This window comes from Nonomuraea sp. NPDC049607 (assembly GCF_040675375.1).
Classification (GTDB): Bacteria; Actinomycetota; Actinomycetes; order Streptosporangiales; family Streptosporangiaceae; genus Nonomuraea.
In genome coordinates this window covers 79,954-94,185 of the sequence record NZ_JBFAOV010000004.1, presented here as the reverse complement: position 1 = coordinate 94,185, position 14,232 = coordinate 79,954, and the positions used below count along the sequence as shown (strand labels likewise).

General features: G+C 72.7%; 14 protein-coding genes. 3 read left to right on the top strand and 11 right to left on the bottom strand.

What is annotated here, in order from left to right; genetic code table 11:
• Positions 1-5: 5 nt before the first annotated feature.
• A complete protein-coding gene (locus tag AB0J97_RS10355; protein ID WP_357694061.1) occupies positions 6-245 on the bottom strand; it encodes a DUF397 domain-containing protein in 240 nt (79 codons plus the stop codon).
• Positions 236-1,009, bottom strand: coding sequence for a helix-turn-helix transcriptional regulator (locus AB0J97_RS10350; protein WP_357694064.1), 774 nt, complete (start codon positions 1,007-1,009; stop codon positions 236-238). The genes AB0J97_RS10355 and AB0J97_RS10350 overlap by 10 nt, the downstream gene beginning before the upstream one ends.
• A gap of 107 nt (positions 1,010-1,116) precedes the next feature.
• Between AB0J97_RS10350 and AB0J97_RS10345 the strand changes: the two genes are divergently transcribed.
• A complete protein-coding gene (locus tag AB0J97_RS10345; protein WP_364086813.1) occupies positions 1,117-1,557 on the top strand; it encodes an ATP-binding protein in 441 nt (146 codons plus the stop codon).
• On the opposite strand, the gene AB0J97_RS10340 is transcribed toward AB0J97_RS10345, so the two are convergent.
• On the bottom strand, positions 1,554-5,006 hold the full coding sequence (locus tag AB0J97_RS10340; RefSeq protein WP_364086811.1) for a serine/threonine-protein kinase: 3,453 nt from the start codon (positions 5,004-5,006) through the stop codon (positions 1,554-1,556). The genes AB0J97_RS10345 and AB0J97_RS10340 overlap by 4 nt on opposite strands.
• Before the next feature lie 46 nt (positions 5,007-5,052).
• On the opposite strand from AB0J97_RS10340, the gene AB0J97_RS10335 reads away from it, so the two are divergent.
• Positions 5,053-7,620, top strand: a complete 2,568-nt coding sequence (locus tag AB0J97_RS10335) for a BTAD domain-containing putative transcriptional regulator (protein WP_364086809.1) — start codon at positions 5,053-5,055, stop codon at positions 7,618-7,620.
• Positions 7,621-7,712: 92 nt separating this feature from the next.
• A complete protein-coding gene (locus AB0J97_RS10330; RefSeq protein ID WP_357694073.1) occupies positions 7,713-8,186 on the top strand; it encodes a hypothetical protein in 474 nt (157 codons plus the stop codon).
• A 42-nt stretch (positions 8,187-8,228) separates the two neighbouring features.
• Here the strand turns inward: AB0J97_RS10330 and era are convergent, their stop codons facing one another.
• From era to AB0J97_RS10290, 8 genes are all read right to left on the bottom strand, one after another.
• Positions 8,229-9,146 (bottom strand): GTPase Era, encoded by a 918-nt coding sequence (era, locus tag AB0J97_RS10325; RefSeq protein WP_357694076.1) that lies wholly within the window; start codon positions 9,144-9,146, stop codon positions 8,229-8,231.
• Between the two features lie 9 nt (positions 9,147-9,155).
• Positions 9,156-9,626, bottom strand: coding sequence for an NUDIX domain-containing protein (locus AB0J97_RS10320; protein ID WP_364087376.1), 471 nt, complete (start codon positions 9,624-9,626; stop codon positions 9,156-9,158).
• Positions 9,627-9,633: 7 nt separating this feature from the next.
• Positions 9,634-9,960, bottom strand: a complete 327-nt coding sequence (locus tag AB0J97_RS10315) for a cytidine deaminase (RefSeq protein ID WP_357694649.1) — start codon at positions 9,958-9,960, stop codon at positions 9,634-9,636.
• A 1-nt stretch (position 9,961) separates the two neighbouring features.
• Positions 9,962-10,597, bottom strand: a complete 636-nt coding sequence (locus tag AB0J97_RS10310) for a hypothetical protein (RefSeq protein ID WP_357694078.1) — start codon at positions 10,595-10,597, stop codon at positions 9,962-9,964.
• 307 nt (positions 10,598-10,904) lie between these two features.
• On the bottom strand, positions 10,905-12,200 hold the full coding sequence (locus AB0J97_RS10305; RefSeq protein WP_364086803.1) for a hemolysin family protein: 1,296 nt from the start codon (positions 12,198-12,200) through the stop codon (positions 10,905-10,907).
• A complete protein-coding gene (gene ybeY / locus AB0J97_RS10300; protein ID WP_357694083.1) occupies positions 12,197-12,673 on the bottom strand; it encodes an rRNA maturation RNase YbeY in 477 nt (158 codons plus the stop codon). The genes AB0J97_RS10305 and ybeY overlap by 4 nt, the downstream gene beginning before the upstream one ends.
• The gene (locus AB0J97_RS10295; protein ID WP_357694085.1) at positions 12,670-13,707 is read right to left on the bottom strand and encodes a PhoH family protein; all 1,038 of its coding nucleotides are present in this window, start codon (positions 13,705-13,707) and stop codon (positions 12,670-12,672) included. The genes ybeY and AB0J97_RS10295 overlap by 4 nt, the downstream gene beginning before the upstream one ends.
• 90 nt (positions 13,708-13,797) lie before the next feature.
• Positions 13,798-14,142, bottom strand: coding sequence for a histidine triad nucleotide-binding protein (locus tag AB0J97_RS10290; RefSeq protein WP_357694087.1), 345 nt, complete (start codon positions 14,140-14,142; stop codon positions 13,798-13,800).
• Between the last annotated feature and the right edge of the window lie 90 nt (positions 14,143-14,232).

Here is a 14,232-nt window from a genome sequence, read left to right as displayed (position 1 = left end):
CGCCGTCACGCGCGGTCGAACTCTCTCGCCTTCACGCCCGCCAGGAACGCGTCCCACTCGGCGGGCGTGAAGAACAGCTTGGGCCCGTCGGGGTCCTTGGAGTCACGCACGACGACCAGCTCGTCCTGCCCGACCTTGTGCTCAGGGCCGCCGTGAACGTTCTTGAGCTCGGCGATCTCGACGCAATTGCCGCCGTTGTCACCGGAAAAACTGGACTTCTGCCACCGGGCGAAGCTCAGGTCCATCGTTCCACCATGGCTTTCTTTATCGTTTCAAGGGACATGCTCAAGGGCAGCGCCTCGGTACGGATGGCCTCGAACCGCTCCACGGCCGCCGAGACGTCCTCATGATCGCTCGTGGTGATGCCGCGCACCGCTGTTTCCGCGTACAACACCTCGGAGCCTCCGTCCAGGGTCGCGATCACGAAACCACCCGTCAAGCCGGAGTGCAACCCGTGCGGGAGGACCTGGATGCTGAGCCGGGGGGTGACCACGTCGAGCAGCCGTCGCAGTTGCCCCTTCATCAGCTCCGGGCCGCCGATGGGCCGGAACAGCACCGCCTCGTCGAGCACGCAGCGCAACGACGGCGGGTCGTCGCGGGCGAGGATCGCCTGTCTTTCCAAGCGGGCGGCCACCGCGGCCTCGTTGCCGCGCAGCACGGCGCGGGCGTACTGCTCGGTCTGCAACAACCCCGGCACCAGCAGCGGCTCGTAGGTCCGCAGGGTGAGGGCCGCCTGCTCCTTCTCGTGCCACTTGCCGAACCAGGAGGGGAAGATCTGACCCTTGCGCCAGTCGAGCAGGCGGCGCAGCGCTCCGCCGGTGGCCAGGGCCTTGTCGCAGGACTCGGCGAACTCGGGGCTGGCCGGGAGCTGGCCGGTCTCGACGCCGCTGATCAGGCCCTCGCTGAAATGGATGCGCTCAGCGAGTTGCCCCTGCGTCAGGCCCGCCGCCTTCCGGTAGTGCCGTAGCTCTCTGCCCCAGATCGCCTGGGGCGCGTAGAAGTCGACCATCTCGCCCTCCCCTCGCCCGAGTTCAACGCCGACGGCCCGGACTTCAAAGTCCACTCCTTGCGACCGAGCCACTACCGACCGTAGTCAAGTGGCGTCACGCTGGCCACATGAAACCCGAAAGTCCCGCCGTGACGCTCGCCGACCGGCGGCCCCTGCCGGACACGGTCCTCGGCGAGCGGTGGATGCCCCGGCATCCCGGATGCGTCTCGTCCGTCCGGCGGTTCGTCGGCGACCTCGCCACCGACCACGAAGCGTTGATGGAGGCCGTCGAGACGGCGCAGCTGCTCGTCTCGGAACTGGCCACCAACGCGCTCACCCACGACCCTTCGGTGGAACCCGTCCGGATCGTGGTGGTCAGGGAGGGTTCCCTGCTGACCGTGGAGGTCCGCGACTCGTGCACGGCCCTGCCCCGGATGGGCCAGGCGGACCCGCTGGCGGGGCGCGGGCGGGGGCTGGCCATCGTCCACCGGCTGTCCTACGGCTGGGGCTGGCATCCCGAGCCGCCCGGCAAGGCGGTCTGGTTCCAGGTGGTCGCCTGGACGTCCTAGCGGCACACGTCGAACGGCTCGACCCCCGGCAGGTACGCCCGCCACTCCGCCGCCGTGAGCGCACGGCGGGCGCGGACGCACACGGTCGCGGCCACGTGCCGCCGGTCGAGGTCATGTGTACGGAAGGCGCCGTCGTCGTCCAGCGTGCGCAACTTGGTCCCGTCGGCCGAGAAGCCGAGCCAGACGTTGTCGCCCGTCGACTCGGCCAGCCCGTCGAACACGACCCCGATGTGCCGCCGCGAGGCCACGTCCCACAGGCGGATCCGCGGGCCCTTCTCGTACGTGGCGATCAGCCGCCCGTCGGGCGACCAGGCCGGCAGCTCGAACTGCTCCGCGCCCGGCACGGTGGGGAAGGCGCCGAGCAGGGTCCTCAGGTCCCGGTCCCACAGCGTGATCCGGTCGGGATGGGAGAAGGCCACCTGACGTCCGTCGGGGCTGTAGGCGAAGGCGCCGCCGATCCGCCTGGCCTCGCCCCCCACCGGCAGCACGGTCCCGCCGACCGGGTCGTAGAGCCGCAGCTCAGGGCCTCCCATGAGCAGCCGCGAGCCGTCCGGCGCGAAGCTCATCGGCCCGACGCCGGACACCTTCGTGGTCCGCGTCCGCGAGGTCGCGAGGTCGCGCAGCTCCAGCGGCAGCGCCCCCTCGAACCTGGAGGGCAGCACGGCCAGGGTGCGGCCGTCGGGGCTGAAGGCGAGCGCGTCGGCCTTCTCCGCACCCTTCCCGGCCAGCTCGAACGCCTGCGTCTCCCGCCCGCCCGCGACGTCGAGCACGCGGACGCGGGGGCCGTCGCCGTAGGCCAGCCGCGTGCCGTCCCCGCTGAACGCCATCGCCGACCCCTCGCCCTTCCAGGCGATCGGGCCGGCCAGGCGGCGACGAGTCGCCGGGTCGAGCAGTTCGAGCCGGTCGTCCCGCTTGACGGCCAGGACCCGGCCGTCCTCGCGCATCCGCAGGTCCGGCAGCTCCCCTTCGACCGGCGGGTCGAACAGCGTGGAGACGTCGACCGTGGTGACGCCGCCGGCCGCGTCCAGCAGGCGTACGGCCTTGCCCGCCAGGTCGTAGCGGACCTGCGTGACGCCGTCCGGCAGGGGCAGCCGCAGAGCGGTCACCAGGCTGTCGCGCGGCCGCAGGACGAGCAGGTCCCCCGGCCGCCACGTGGCCATGTACCGGCCGCCGAAGACCAGGTCCGCGGCCTGGGCGTTCTGGCCTTCGAACTCGCTCTCGGCGGTGCCGGCGGTCAGCTCGTACAGGTGGATCTTGGGTTTGTCGTGGCGGGGGACGTCCTCGATGACCACGAGGGCGCCGTTGTCCTCGCTGAACCTGGCCTCGACGGAGGTGCCGGTGCCGGGCAGCGTCGGCAGGTCCAGGCGCCTGCGGCGGCGCAGGTCCCACACCACGGCCCGCTCCTCGTCGTCGTCGGCGACGTAGCCGTAGCGGCCGTCGGGGCTGACGCCGTTCAGGATCGCGCCGTCGGGGGCGGTGAGGGGGGTGCGGGTGGCGACGTCCCACCATCGCTCGCTCTCGGAGCTGTACGGGACCGAGAGCCGGCGACCGGTGCGGTCGAACTCCAGCGCCCCGAACCCGCTCGCGTTGTTCGCGAACCGGCCGCCGAGCGGCCTGCCGGTGGCGGTGTCCCACAGCCGCACGCCCTTGTCGTCCAGGGCGGCCAGAAGACGGCCGTCGAGGCTCACGGCGAGGCTCTGCAAGCCTGGCCCCAGACCGGCCAGCTCGTGCAGCTCCCGGCCGGTCGGGATGTCCCACAGGCGGGCGGTGCCATCCGTCGCGGAGGCCAGGACGCGGCCGTCCAAGCTGAGCGCCTGCACGCTCCCCGCCGCCACGTTCGGCGCCACGAACACGTCGGTGACGTGCTGGGAGGCCGCGTCGTACAGCCCGCCCGCCGTCTCGATCAGCTCAGGAGCCAGCCGCCAGGCCGCCACGGAGAGCAGGCCGGCCAGCGCGGGCTCCAGCTCGCGCAGCCCGCCGGCGCGCAGCACCAGCTCCCTGGCCAGCGCCTCGTCCCGCTGCCGGGCCGACTCCCTGCGCAGGTACTCCGCCGTGCCGAGCCCGCCCAGCGCCGCCACCAGCAGCACCGCCAGCACGGCCGCGAGCAGGCCGCGCCGCCTGGTGCGGGTGCGGGCCTGCCCGGCGGCGGCGTCCAGGAACTCGCGCTCGCGCCTGGCCAGGGTGAGGTCCTTGCGCTCGGTGGCGGCCCATTGCAGCGTGCGGTCCAGGTGGGTGCCGTGGAGCAGGTCGGCGGGCTTGCGGCCGTGGCCGTCCCACTCGGCGGCGGCCTCGGCCAGGCGGCGGTGCACGGGCAGCCCCTCGCGGTTGCCCGCCAGCCAGTCGCGCAGCCGCGGCCACGCCTGCACCAGGCCGGGGGCGACCAGCTCGTACGCGCCGCCGCCCGTCCTCAGGATGCCCGCCGAGACGAACAGGCCCAGCATCGAGTCGACCGTCCTGGCCTCGGGCAGCTCCTCGCGCTCCACGGGACGCAGCCCGTCGCCGTCGAGCAGCCGCAGGAAGACCTCGGGCACGGCGGCCCGCTCGTCCTCGCTCAGCTCGCCGTAGAGCTCTTCGGCGATCGCCCCCAGGTCCGGCCCCGCCTGCCCCTTCAACTCCCCCGCCACGATCCCGCCACGGGCCAGGGGATCGCCGTCGTCCCGCCGGGGGCCCTCGCCCAGGAGGCGGAGCAGGAGGTCCCCGGCGGCGGGACGGGCGGCGGGGTCGCGGGCGGTGGCTGCCGACACCAGCGACGCCAGCTCCTCCGGCAGCCCGGCGACGTCCGCCTCGAACTCCAGCACCCGGCCCACGACCGCCATCGGCTCGCCCGGCTCGACCGCGTCACGCCCCCGCGCCGCGAACAGCACCACCATCCCCCACGCCCACACGTCCGCCGCCTCGGTGGCGGCGCGCCCGGTGAGCACCTCGGGCGCCATGTAGCCCGGCGTGCCCATGGCCGGCCCGCTGGTGGTCGGCCCGGCCTCCCTGGCCACCCCGAAGTCGATCACGCGGGGGCCGTCCGGGCCCAGGATGATGTTGTCCGGCTTGAGGTCGCGGTGCACGATCCCGGCCCGGTGGATGGCCGTCAGCGCGGTGGCGACCCCGATCGCCAGGCGGCGCAGCGCGTCCGCCTCGTACGCCCCCGTCCCCGCGGCCACCTCCCGCAGGCTCGGCCCCGGGACGTACTCGCTGACGATGTACAGCGGCGCGTCGTCCACCTGCGCCTCGATCACCCTGGCCGTGCAGAAGGAGGCCACCCGCTGGGCCGCCGCCGCCTCCTTGGCCAGCCTGGACCGCGACTGCGCGCTGTCGAACCTGGGCACCTTGACCGCGACGCGCTCCCCGGCCTCGCCGTACGCCTCGTAGACCACGCCCTGGCCGCCGGCGCCCAGCCGTCCGGCCAGCCAGTAGCGGCCCAACCGGTGAGGGTCGGACGAGATCAGAGGAGCCATCAGATGTGCCATTCTGATCGACATCCCCTCCCAAAAGGAAGGTCGCGTGGAATTTCGCATCATGGGGCCGCTCGACGTCCGTGACGGCGGCCGGGATCGCACCCCCACGACCCCCAAGCACCGCGACCTGCTGGCGATGTTCCTGCTGAACGCGGGCCGTCCGCTGACCGTGGAGCGGCTGCGCCGGCTGCTGTGGCCGCGCGAGGGCGGCGACCGCTCCGACTCCCTGGTACGCGGGTACGTGGGCCAGCTCCGCCAGCTCCTGGGCAAGGACGTGATCACCACCGTGTCCGGCTCGTACGCGCTGGCGATCGGCGGCCACCAGCTCGACGTCGACCGGTTCCGGCTGCTGGTGGACCGCGGCTCGTACGAGGAGGCGCTGGCGCTGTGGCGCGGCCCCGCGCTGGAGGACCTGGACCCCGACGGCGAGCGGTGGGAGGAGACCCGGCGCCTGCGCGAGGAGCTGGAGGAGCTGCGCCTGCTCGCCCTGGAACGCCGACTCCAGGCCGACCTGGACGCCGGCCGCCACCGCGAGCTGCTGGCCGAGCTGAAGCGGCTGACCAAGCAGCACCCGCTGTGGCAGCGCTTCCGCGGCCAGTACATGCTGGCCCTCTACCGCAGCGGCCGCCGGGTCGACGCGCTGGCCGCGTACGCGGTGCTGCGCGACCAGCTCGACGGCGGCCACGCGATCGAGCCGGACCCCGAGCTCCAGCTCCTCTACCACCGCATGCTCCACGACGACGTGTCGCTGCACGTGTCGGCGGGCCCTCCGGTGCTGCTGCCGCCCGACATCGCGGGCTTCACCGGCCGCGCCGACCTGCTCGACCGGGTGGTCGGCGGCCACGTCGTCGTGCACGGCCAGGCCGGCGCGGGCAAGTCGGCCCTGGCCGTGCACGCCGCCTGGCGGGCCCGCGAGTCTTTCCCCGACGGCATCCTGTACGCCGACCTGCGCGAGACCACGGCCCCCTCGGCCGTCCTGGAGGACTTCCTGCGCTGGCTCGGCTGCCCGGCCCAGGCCATCCCGGCCGGACTTGAGCAGCGCGAGCGCCTGTTCCGCGCCTACACCGCCAACCGCGGCCTGCTGGTCCTGCTGGACAACGCCGCCGGCGAGGCCCAGGTGCGCCCGCTGCTGACGTCCTGCCCGACGGTCGTGACCAGCCGCTCGTCCCTGGGCGGCTTGACCGGCGCGACCCGGCTGTCGGTGGGCGTGCTCGGCCAGGAGGACGCCCTGGCCCTGCTCACGACCGGCTCCGGACGGCCCGCGGACGAGGCGCTGTACCGCCTGGCCCGCTTCTGCGGCGGCCTGCCGATCGCGCTGCGCATCGCCGCGTCCAGGCTGGCGGCCCGCCCGAACTGGACGGTGGACTACCTGGTGGGCCTCCTTGAGGACGAGCACAAGCGGCTCGACCGGCTGCACGCGGGCGACCAGGCGGTCCGCAGCGTGTTCGCCATCGGCTACGAGGGCCTGCCCGAGCCCGCCAGGCGCACGTTACGCGGCCTCGGCGCGCTGTCGGCCCCCGACTTCGCCGACTGGCTCACCGACCGGCTCGGCGGCGGCGCCGAGGCCCTGGTGGACGCGGGCCTGCTGGAGACGCACGGCGTGGACGCGGCCGGCCAGGTCCGCTACCGGATGCACGACCTGACCCGGCTGTTCGCCCGCGAGCAGCCGCTGCCGGGCGTGCTGGCCGAGGTGTCGGAGCTCGTGCTGGCCCGGGTGCGGGCCTCGCGCTTCTCGCTGGTGTCGGGCGACCCGGGCACGGCCGTGGCGACCAGGGACATCAGGGAGTCGGTCGAATGGCTGGACGCCGAACGGCCGTTCCTGGTGAGCCTGGTGGCCGACCTGCACGCCGCCGGCCTCGACGAGCCGTGCTGGCGGCTGGCGCACCTGCTGGGGCCGTACCTGGAGCGTCACCGGTTCCTCGACGACTGGCGGGCGGTCTCGGACCGGGCGCTGGAGAGCGCCAGGCGGTCCGGCGACGACCGGGGCGAGGCGCTCGTCCTGCTCGACCAGGGCGACCTGCACCTGGCCGAGCGCGACTGGGACCTGGCCCACGAGAAGCTGCGGCTGGCGCTCGGCATGTTCCTGCGCCAGGGCCGCACCCGCGACGTCAACCACACCCGGCGCCGCCTGGGCCGCGTGCACCTGGAGCGGGACCGGCTGGAGGAGGCCGAGCGGGCGCTGCTGGCCTGCCTGGAGGCGGCCGACAACGAGCGGGACGCCGCCGACGCCGAACGCGTGCTGGGCGCGGTGCTGCGCCGGGCGGGCCGTCTGGAGGAGGCCGCCGTCCGCCTGCTGGCGGCCGTCGGCCACCTGACCGAGCTGGGCGACCGGCACCGGCAGGCCGACACCCTGCTCGACCTGGCCGCCGTACGGCTGGCTCAGGGCGCCAAACCCGACGCCAGGTCCGCCGCCGAACGCGCCAGGGGCATCGCCGTACGGCTCGGCGACCGCCTGCTCGACGCGTACGCGCTGCTGGCCCTGGCCCGGGTCAACCGGGCGGAGGGCGCCGCCGGACGAGCCCGCGAGCTGGCCACGGCCGCCCTGGAGATCTTCGACGAGACCGGCGACCGCCGGGCCGCCGCCAACGCCCGCGCCTTCCTGGCCACCCCCTGACCGCCGCCCCCGCCCGGCGGCGGGCGCGCGGCTTGGTGACGACTCCGTCGCGCCGGGTGGTGACGGGCGGGAGCCCGGCTTACAGTGATCGTGTGGCCGATGACCTCAAGCCCGCCCGGACGACGTCCGCCCGCCGCGGCGCCGCGCTGGCCGTCGCCGTCGCGGCCGCCCTCCTGGTGCTCACCGCGATCATGCCCTGGGCCGGGATCGAGGCCCGCAGCGACCTGCTCGGCGGCGGCGTCTCCGACGACGTGCGCGGCATCGACGTCAGCACGGGCCTGTACACCCTGCTCGCCGGGCTGGCGGCGCTGGCGCTCGGCGTCACGGGCCTGCTCGGCGGCCGGCCACGCGTCGCGGCCCTCGCCGTGATCCCGGGCGCGCTGGCCACGCTGCTGCTGGTGATGTTCGTCGCCGACCCCGGCCGCATCGGCGACCGGCTCTCCATCGACCTGGGCCGGCTGCTGTCGGTCGAGCCGGTCATCAGGTTCGGCTGGTTCGCCGCGCTGGCCTGCTCGCTCGCGATCGTCGTGCTGTCCGTGCTCACCCTGGTGCGCCGGGCGCGCTGACCCGGCCCGCTCGGGCGCTGTCGGGTCACGGGCGCTGTCGGGTCAGTCGAAGAAGCCGAGCCGGCGAAGCTGCTTGGGGTCGCGCTGCCAGTCTTTGGCCACGCTGATCCGCAGGTCGAGGTAGACCCGCGTGCCGAGCAGCGCCTCGATCTGCTTGCGGGCCTTGGTGCCCACGTCGCGCAGCCGCTCGCCCTTGTGCCCGATGACGATGGCCTTCTGGGAGGGCCGCTCGACGAACATGTGGGCGTAGATGTCGAGCAGGTCCTCGCGCCCCTCGCGGGGCAACATCTCGTCGACGACCACGGCGATCGAGTGCGGCAGCTCGTCGCGGACGCCCTCCAGGGCCGCCTCCCTGATCAGCTCGCCCACCATCACCTGCTCGGGCTCGTCGGTGAGCTGCCCGCCCTCGTAGAGCGGCGGCGACTCGGGCAGGTGCTCGATCAGCACGTCGCCCAGGACGTCGAGCTGCTCGCCCGACTGCGCCGACACCGGCACGACCGCCGCGAACTCGGCCACCTGCGACACCGCGAGCAGCTGCTCGGCGATCTGCTGCCGGCTCGCCAGGTCGCACTTGGTCACCACGGCGACCACGGGCGTCTTCTTCACCGCCGCCAGCTTGTCGGCGATGAACCGGTCGCCCTTGCCGATGGGCTCGTTGGCCGGCACGCAGAAGCCGATCACGTCGACCTCGGTGAGCGTGGACAGCACCAGGCTGTCCAGCCGCTCGCCGAGGAGCGTGCGCGGCCGGTGCAGGCCCGGCGTGTCCACGATGACGATCTGGGCGTCGGGGCGGTGCACGATGCCCCTGATGACCCGTCTGGTCGTCTGCGGCTTGGACGAGGTGATCGCCACCTTGGCGCCGACCAGGGCGTTCATCAACGTGGACTTGCCGACGTTCGGCCTTCCCACGAAGCAGGCGAATCCGGCGCGATGGTTGTCTGGCGAAGTCACATTGTGCATTGTCGCTTATCAGCCGCCGTGTTCACGCCACCAGGCGAACGCGTCGGGCAGCGCCAGGGGCGTCCAGGCCGTCGTCGTCAGGCCGCCGACCTCGTGCTCGGCCACCCATCGGTAGTCGGTGATCTCGTCCCCGTCGGGGACGGGCGTGCCGGAGGCGAGGGTGCAGGCGTACATGGCGATGACGTACGCCACCTCGTGGCCGTTGGGGTAGACCGTGCGGTACTCGGGGCCGCCGAAGACGCCGACCAGCCCGCGCACCTCGACCTCGATGGCCAGCTCTTCGCGCAGCTCCCTGACCACCGCCTCCTCGGGCCGCTCGCCGGGGTCGACGCCGCCGCCGGGGGTGGCCCACAGGCCGTCGTCGCCGTGCCTGGCCATCAGCACCCGCCCGGCGTGGTCGAACACGCACCCGTTGACCGACGGCAGCATGAGCAGGTCGTTGCCGATCTTGGCCCGCAGCCGGGCCAGGAACGGCGTCATGCCCACGTCAGGACCTCAGCGTGCCGTCGGGGCCGGCCACGAGCAGGGCCTTGACGCCCAGCTCCGACGCGACCGCCTCGTCGGCCGGGGACGGCTCGCCCGCCGTCACCAGCGCGACCGCCTCCAGCGACCGCGCGCCGCTGGAGACCGCCATGGCCACCGCGACCTGCACGGCCGACAGCCTCAGCGACGACAGCGCGACGTCGGTCGCCGAGTACGTGCGGCCGGTCTCGTCGCGCACGGCGGCGCCCTCGGCGGCCTCGTTGCGCGCCCTGGCCGCCCGCGCCAAGGTGATGATCTTGCTGTCTTCAGGATCGAGAGTCACGAGGACCAGGTTAGGCCGTGGACATCGAAAGCACGGCGGCGACCAGCTTCCTCGTCCGGTCCCTGTCCACGTCGGTGATGCCCGCGTGCACGACCGACACCAGTGTGTCGCCGGTCCGCGACAGCACGACGTCCAGGGCGTACGGGTAGCCGTTCAGCCGTCCGCGCAGCCGCGTCCCGGCGGCCTCGTCCCCGGAGCGGGCGGCGTCGCCCAGGTCCAGCCTGCGGGCCCGCAGGTCGGTGCCGCCCGCCGTGCGGATCTCCCGGCACGACTCCAGGGCGTCGCTCAGCGCGTCGAAGCGCGCCTCGGCCTCCTCGCCCGCGTACCGGGCCAGGCCGACGGCCGCGCGCTCCCCCAGGCCGTCCCCCTGGTAGCTGACCGCCGCCTGGCCGGTGAGCCCCTCCTGCGGCGCGTGCCCGGCCGCCGCGTCGAGTGCGGACCTGCACCTCTGGTCCACCCGGCCGAACGGCACCCGCCACGCCTGATCGGGCCGTTGCGCGAAGCCGTCCGGCAGGCTCGGCCGCCTGTTGAGCACGTCGCGGAGCTGGGCCATGGCGTGGGCGTCGACGACGGTCTCCGCGCCGCCTCCCGCGCAGCCCGCCAGGGTCGCGGCCAGCAGCCCGTACACGATGATCCCCGGTTTCATGATTCCCCCTGGACCGCAGCCTCCCCAGGCGACGAATGCGGCAATCTCCCCAGCGTCTCCACCAAACGCAAAAAGGGTGCCCCCGCCTGGTTTTCAGACGAGAACACCCTTTACGCCGATCGACGCCCTGGCCGGCCAGCCGGCCGGAACGCCATCGTCCCCCCAGGAGCGCCCTCCCGCCGCGAACCCCACCCGGCGTTCGGACGCTTCCTCGTGACACCCACCGCACCGGGTGTCAGGGATGAGACTGCCGGACCCCACTTGCAGAAGACTTGTAGAACGCTTGCGACATCTCCCTGCAAAGCGGTCACTCCCGTTCGGCTCCGCCCTGGACGTCGTCCTCCTCGGACGGCGCGACCCTGCGGACGACGACGGTGCTGATGCGGTTGCGCCGCCCGGCCAGGCTCTCGGCCGTCAGCTCCAGCCCGGCCACCTCGGCCTGCGACCCGGCGATCGGCACCCGGCCGAGTGCGTGGGCCAGCAGGCCGCCGACGGTCTCGACGTCGTCGACCTCGAGCTCGGTGTCGAACAGCTCGCCGAGCTCGTCGACCGGCATGCGGGCGGTCACCCGTATGGCGCCGTCGTGCATGGTCTCCACGCGCGGGGCCTCCTGGTCGTACTCGTCGGTGATCTCGCCGACGATCTCCTCCAGGACGTCTTCGATGGTGACCAGGCCGGCGGTGCCGCCGTACTCGTCGATGACGATCGCCATGTGGATCTGCCGGGCCTGCATCTCCCGCATGAGCTCGTCGATGGGCTTGCTCTCCGGCACGTACGCGGCCGGCCGCATGATCGACTCGACGGTCTCCTTGCCGCCGCCCTCACCCGACTCGTGGATCTTGCGGGCGATGTCCTTGAGGTAGGCGATGCCGATGACGTCGTCCTCGTTCTCGCCCACGACCGGGATGCGGGAGAAGCCGCTGCGCAACGCGAGCGACAGCGCCTGGCTGATCGTCTTGCCGCGCTCGATGTAGACCATGTCGGTGCGCGGCACCATGACCTCGCGGACCAGCGTGTCGCCCAGCTCGAAGACCGAGTGGATCATCTCGCGCTCGTCCGGCTCGATCACCCGGCGCTCCTCGGCCAGGTCGACCAGGTCGCGCAGCTCGGCCTCCGACGTGAACGGGCCGTCGCGGAAGCCCTTGCCGGGGGTCAGGGCGTTGCCGAGCAGGATGAGCAGCTTGGGCAGCGGGCCGAAGATGCGGGTCAGGCCGTAGACGATCGGCGCCCCGGCCAGCGCGACCGGCTCGGCGTGCTGACGCCCCAGCGTACGGGGCATGACGCCGACGACGACGTAGCTGACCACGATCATCACCGCCGCGGCGGCCACGTACGCCCAGCCCTGGTCGTGCATGAGGTCGATGAACAGCAGCGTCGCGATGACCGTGGCCACCAGCTCGCAGCTCAGGCGCAGCAACAGGAGCAGGTTGAGGTAGCGGGGCGGGTCGGTGACGATGGCCTGGAGCCGGTCGGCCCCGCGCCGGCCCTCACGCGCGAACTCCTCCGCGCGCACCCTGGAGATGCGCGTCAGTGCCGTTTCCGCACTGGCGATCAGGCCACCGATGATCACAAGGGCGATGGCCCACAGCAACCAGGCGTTCACCGCGAGTCGCGCACCTCCTGCCAGGACTCGAGCAGCCGAGCCTGGAGCCCGAACATCTCCTTGTGCTCCTCGGGCTCGGCGTGGTCGTAGCCGAGCAGGTGCAGGATGCCGTGGGTGCACAGCAGCTCCAGCTCGGCCTGGGCGCTGTGGCCGGCCTCCTTGGCCTGCCGGTCGGCGACCTGCGGGCAGAGCACCACGTCACCGAGCAGCGCCGGGTCGGCCGGGCTCTCGCCGTCGCCGCGCGCACCGCCGCCGGGACGCAGCTCGTCCATCGGGAAGGCCAGCACGTCGGTCGGGCCCGGCTCGCCCATCCACTTCTCGTGCAGCTCGGCCATGGCGTCTTCGTCGACCACCACGATGGACAGCTCGGCGAGCGGGTTGATGCCCATCTCGCCGAGCACGTGGGTGGCCAGCGCGACGAGGTTCTCCTCGTCGACGCCGACGCCGGACTCGTTGTTGATCTCGATGCTCACGGGCGTCGCTTCCCCCGGTGGATGGCCTTCGGCTCCTGCGTGGCCTGGGTGGCGTCGTAGCGCCCGTAGGCGTCGACGATCTCGCTGACCAGCTTGTGGCGCACCACGTCGGCGCTGGACAGACGGGCGAAATGGATGTCGGGGATGCCCTCCAGGATCTCCTGGACGACCCGCAGCCCGCTCACCGTGCCCGAGGGCAGGTCGACCTGGGTCACGTCGCCCGTGACCACGATCTTGGAGTTGAACCCCAGCCGGGTCAGGAACATCTTCATCTGCTCGGCCGAGGAGTTCTGGGCCTCGTCGAGGATGATGAAGGCGTCGTTGAGGGTACGGCCCCGCATGTACGCCAGCGGCGCGACCTCGATCGTGCCCGCGGCCATCAGCTTCGGGATCGAGTCGGGGTCGACCATGTCGTGCAGCGCGTCGTAGAGCGGCCGCAGGTAGGGGTCGATCTTCTCGTAGAGGGTGCCGGGCAGGAAGCCGAGCCGCTCGCCCGCCTCGACCGCCGGCCTGGTCAGGATGATGCGGTTGACCCGCTTCTCCTGCAGCGCGCGCACGGCCTTGGCCATCGCCAGGTACGTCTTGCCGGTGCCCGCGGGCCCGATGCCGAACACGATCGTGTGCTGGTCGATCGCGTCGACGTACCGCTTCTGGTTGACGGTCTTCGGCCGGATCGTGCGGCCTCGGGAGGACAGGATGTCGAGCGAGAGGACCTCGGCCGGACGGTCGGAGGTCATGCGCAGCATCGCGATGCTCCGCTCTACGGCGTCGGGCGTGAGCTCGCCGCCGCTGCGCAGCACTTCGACCAGCTCCTCGAACAGGCGCACGACCGCGCCGCTCTCGTCGGGGCTGCCGGTGACGGTGATCTCGTTGCCCCGCACGTGGATGTCGGCCCTGAAGGCGCCCTCGATCACGCGAAGCAGCTCGTCACGGGAGCCGAGGAGGCTGACCATCGGGTATTCGTCCGGAATCAGCACCTTGGCTTGAGTGCGCGAGGGAGGTGCCGTGCGTCGGGATTCATGTAGTTCGGACATGGGCAGGCCAGCGGCCTGATGCCTCCCGGTCTGTTCGGTGTTCTTCTCCGCCCATCGTATCCGGCACCAGGCTGATTGCTCGCGTCAATATCAGCCGGGCGGCCACGTGAGGTCACGCCCTCCGAGAACATGGGCGTGCACGTGGAAGACGGTCTGGCCGGCGCCGGGGCCGGTGTTGAAGACGACCCGGTAACCGCGCTCGGCCACCCCCTCCTGGACGGCGACCGCATGGGCGGCCTTCAGCACGTCGTCGGCGAGCCCGTCGTCGGCGGCGGCCAGCGACGCCGCGTCGGGGTGATGCGCCCGCGGGATGACCAGCACGTGGGTCGGGGCCTGCGGATTGATGTCGCGGAACGCCAGCGCCCTGGCGTTCTCGTAGACGACGTCGGCCGGAATTTCCTTGGCCACGATTTTGCAGAAGAGACAGTCGCTCACAGCAGTACTCTATCGAGAGCGACCGTTCGGCAGTCCGTTGCGAATCGGTAATCCGTGGTGTCGTGCGCCGGAAGATCCGCGCAGTTAGGG

Excerpts from the sequence above, each read along its gene's own strand:
- AB0J97_RS10355 (WP_357694061.1), bottom strand. The coding sequence starts at position 245 with ATGGACCTGAGCTTCGCCCGGTGGCAGAAGTCCAGTTTTTCCGGTGAC.
- AB0J97_RS10350 (WP_357694064.1), bottom strand. The coding sequence starts at position 1,009 with ATGGTCGACTTCTACGCGCCCCAGGCGATCTGGGGCAGAGAGCTACGG.
- AB0J97_RS10345 (WP_364086813.1), top strand. The coding sequence starts at position 1,117 with ATGAAACCCGAAAGTCCCGCCGTGACGCTCGCCGACCGGCGGCCCCTG.
- AB0J97_RS10340 (WP_364086811.1), bottom strand. The coding sequence starts at position 5,006 with ATGGCTCCTCTGATCTCGTCCGACCCTCACCGGTTGGGCCGCTACTGG.
- era (WP_357694076.1), bottom strand. The coding sequence starts at position 9,146 with ATGCACAATGTGACTTCGCCAGACAACCATCGCGCCGGATTCGCCTGC.
- AB0J97_RS10320 (WP_364087376.1), bottom strand. The coding sequence starts at position 9,626 with ATGACGCCGTTCCTGGCCCGGCTGCGGGCCAAGATCGGCAACGACCTG.
- AB0J97_RS10310 (WP_357694078.1), bottom strand. The coding sequence starts at position 10,597 with ATGAAACCGGGGATCATCGTGTACGGGCTGCTGGCCGCGACCCTGGCG.
- AB0J97_RS10295 (WP_357694085.1), bottom strand. The coding sequence starts at position 13,707 with ATGTCCGAACTACATGAATCCCGACGCACGGCACCTCCCTCGCGCACT.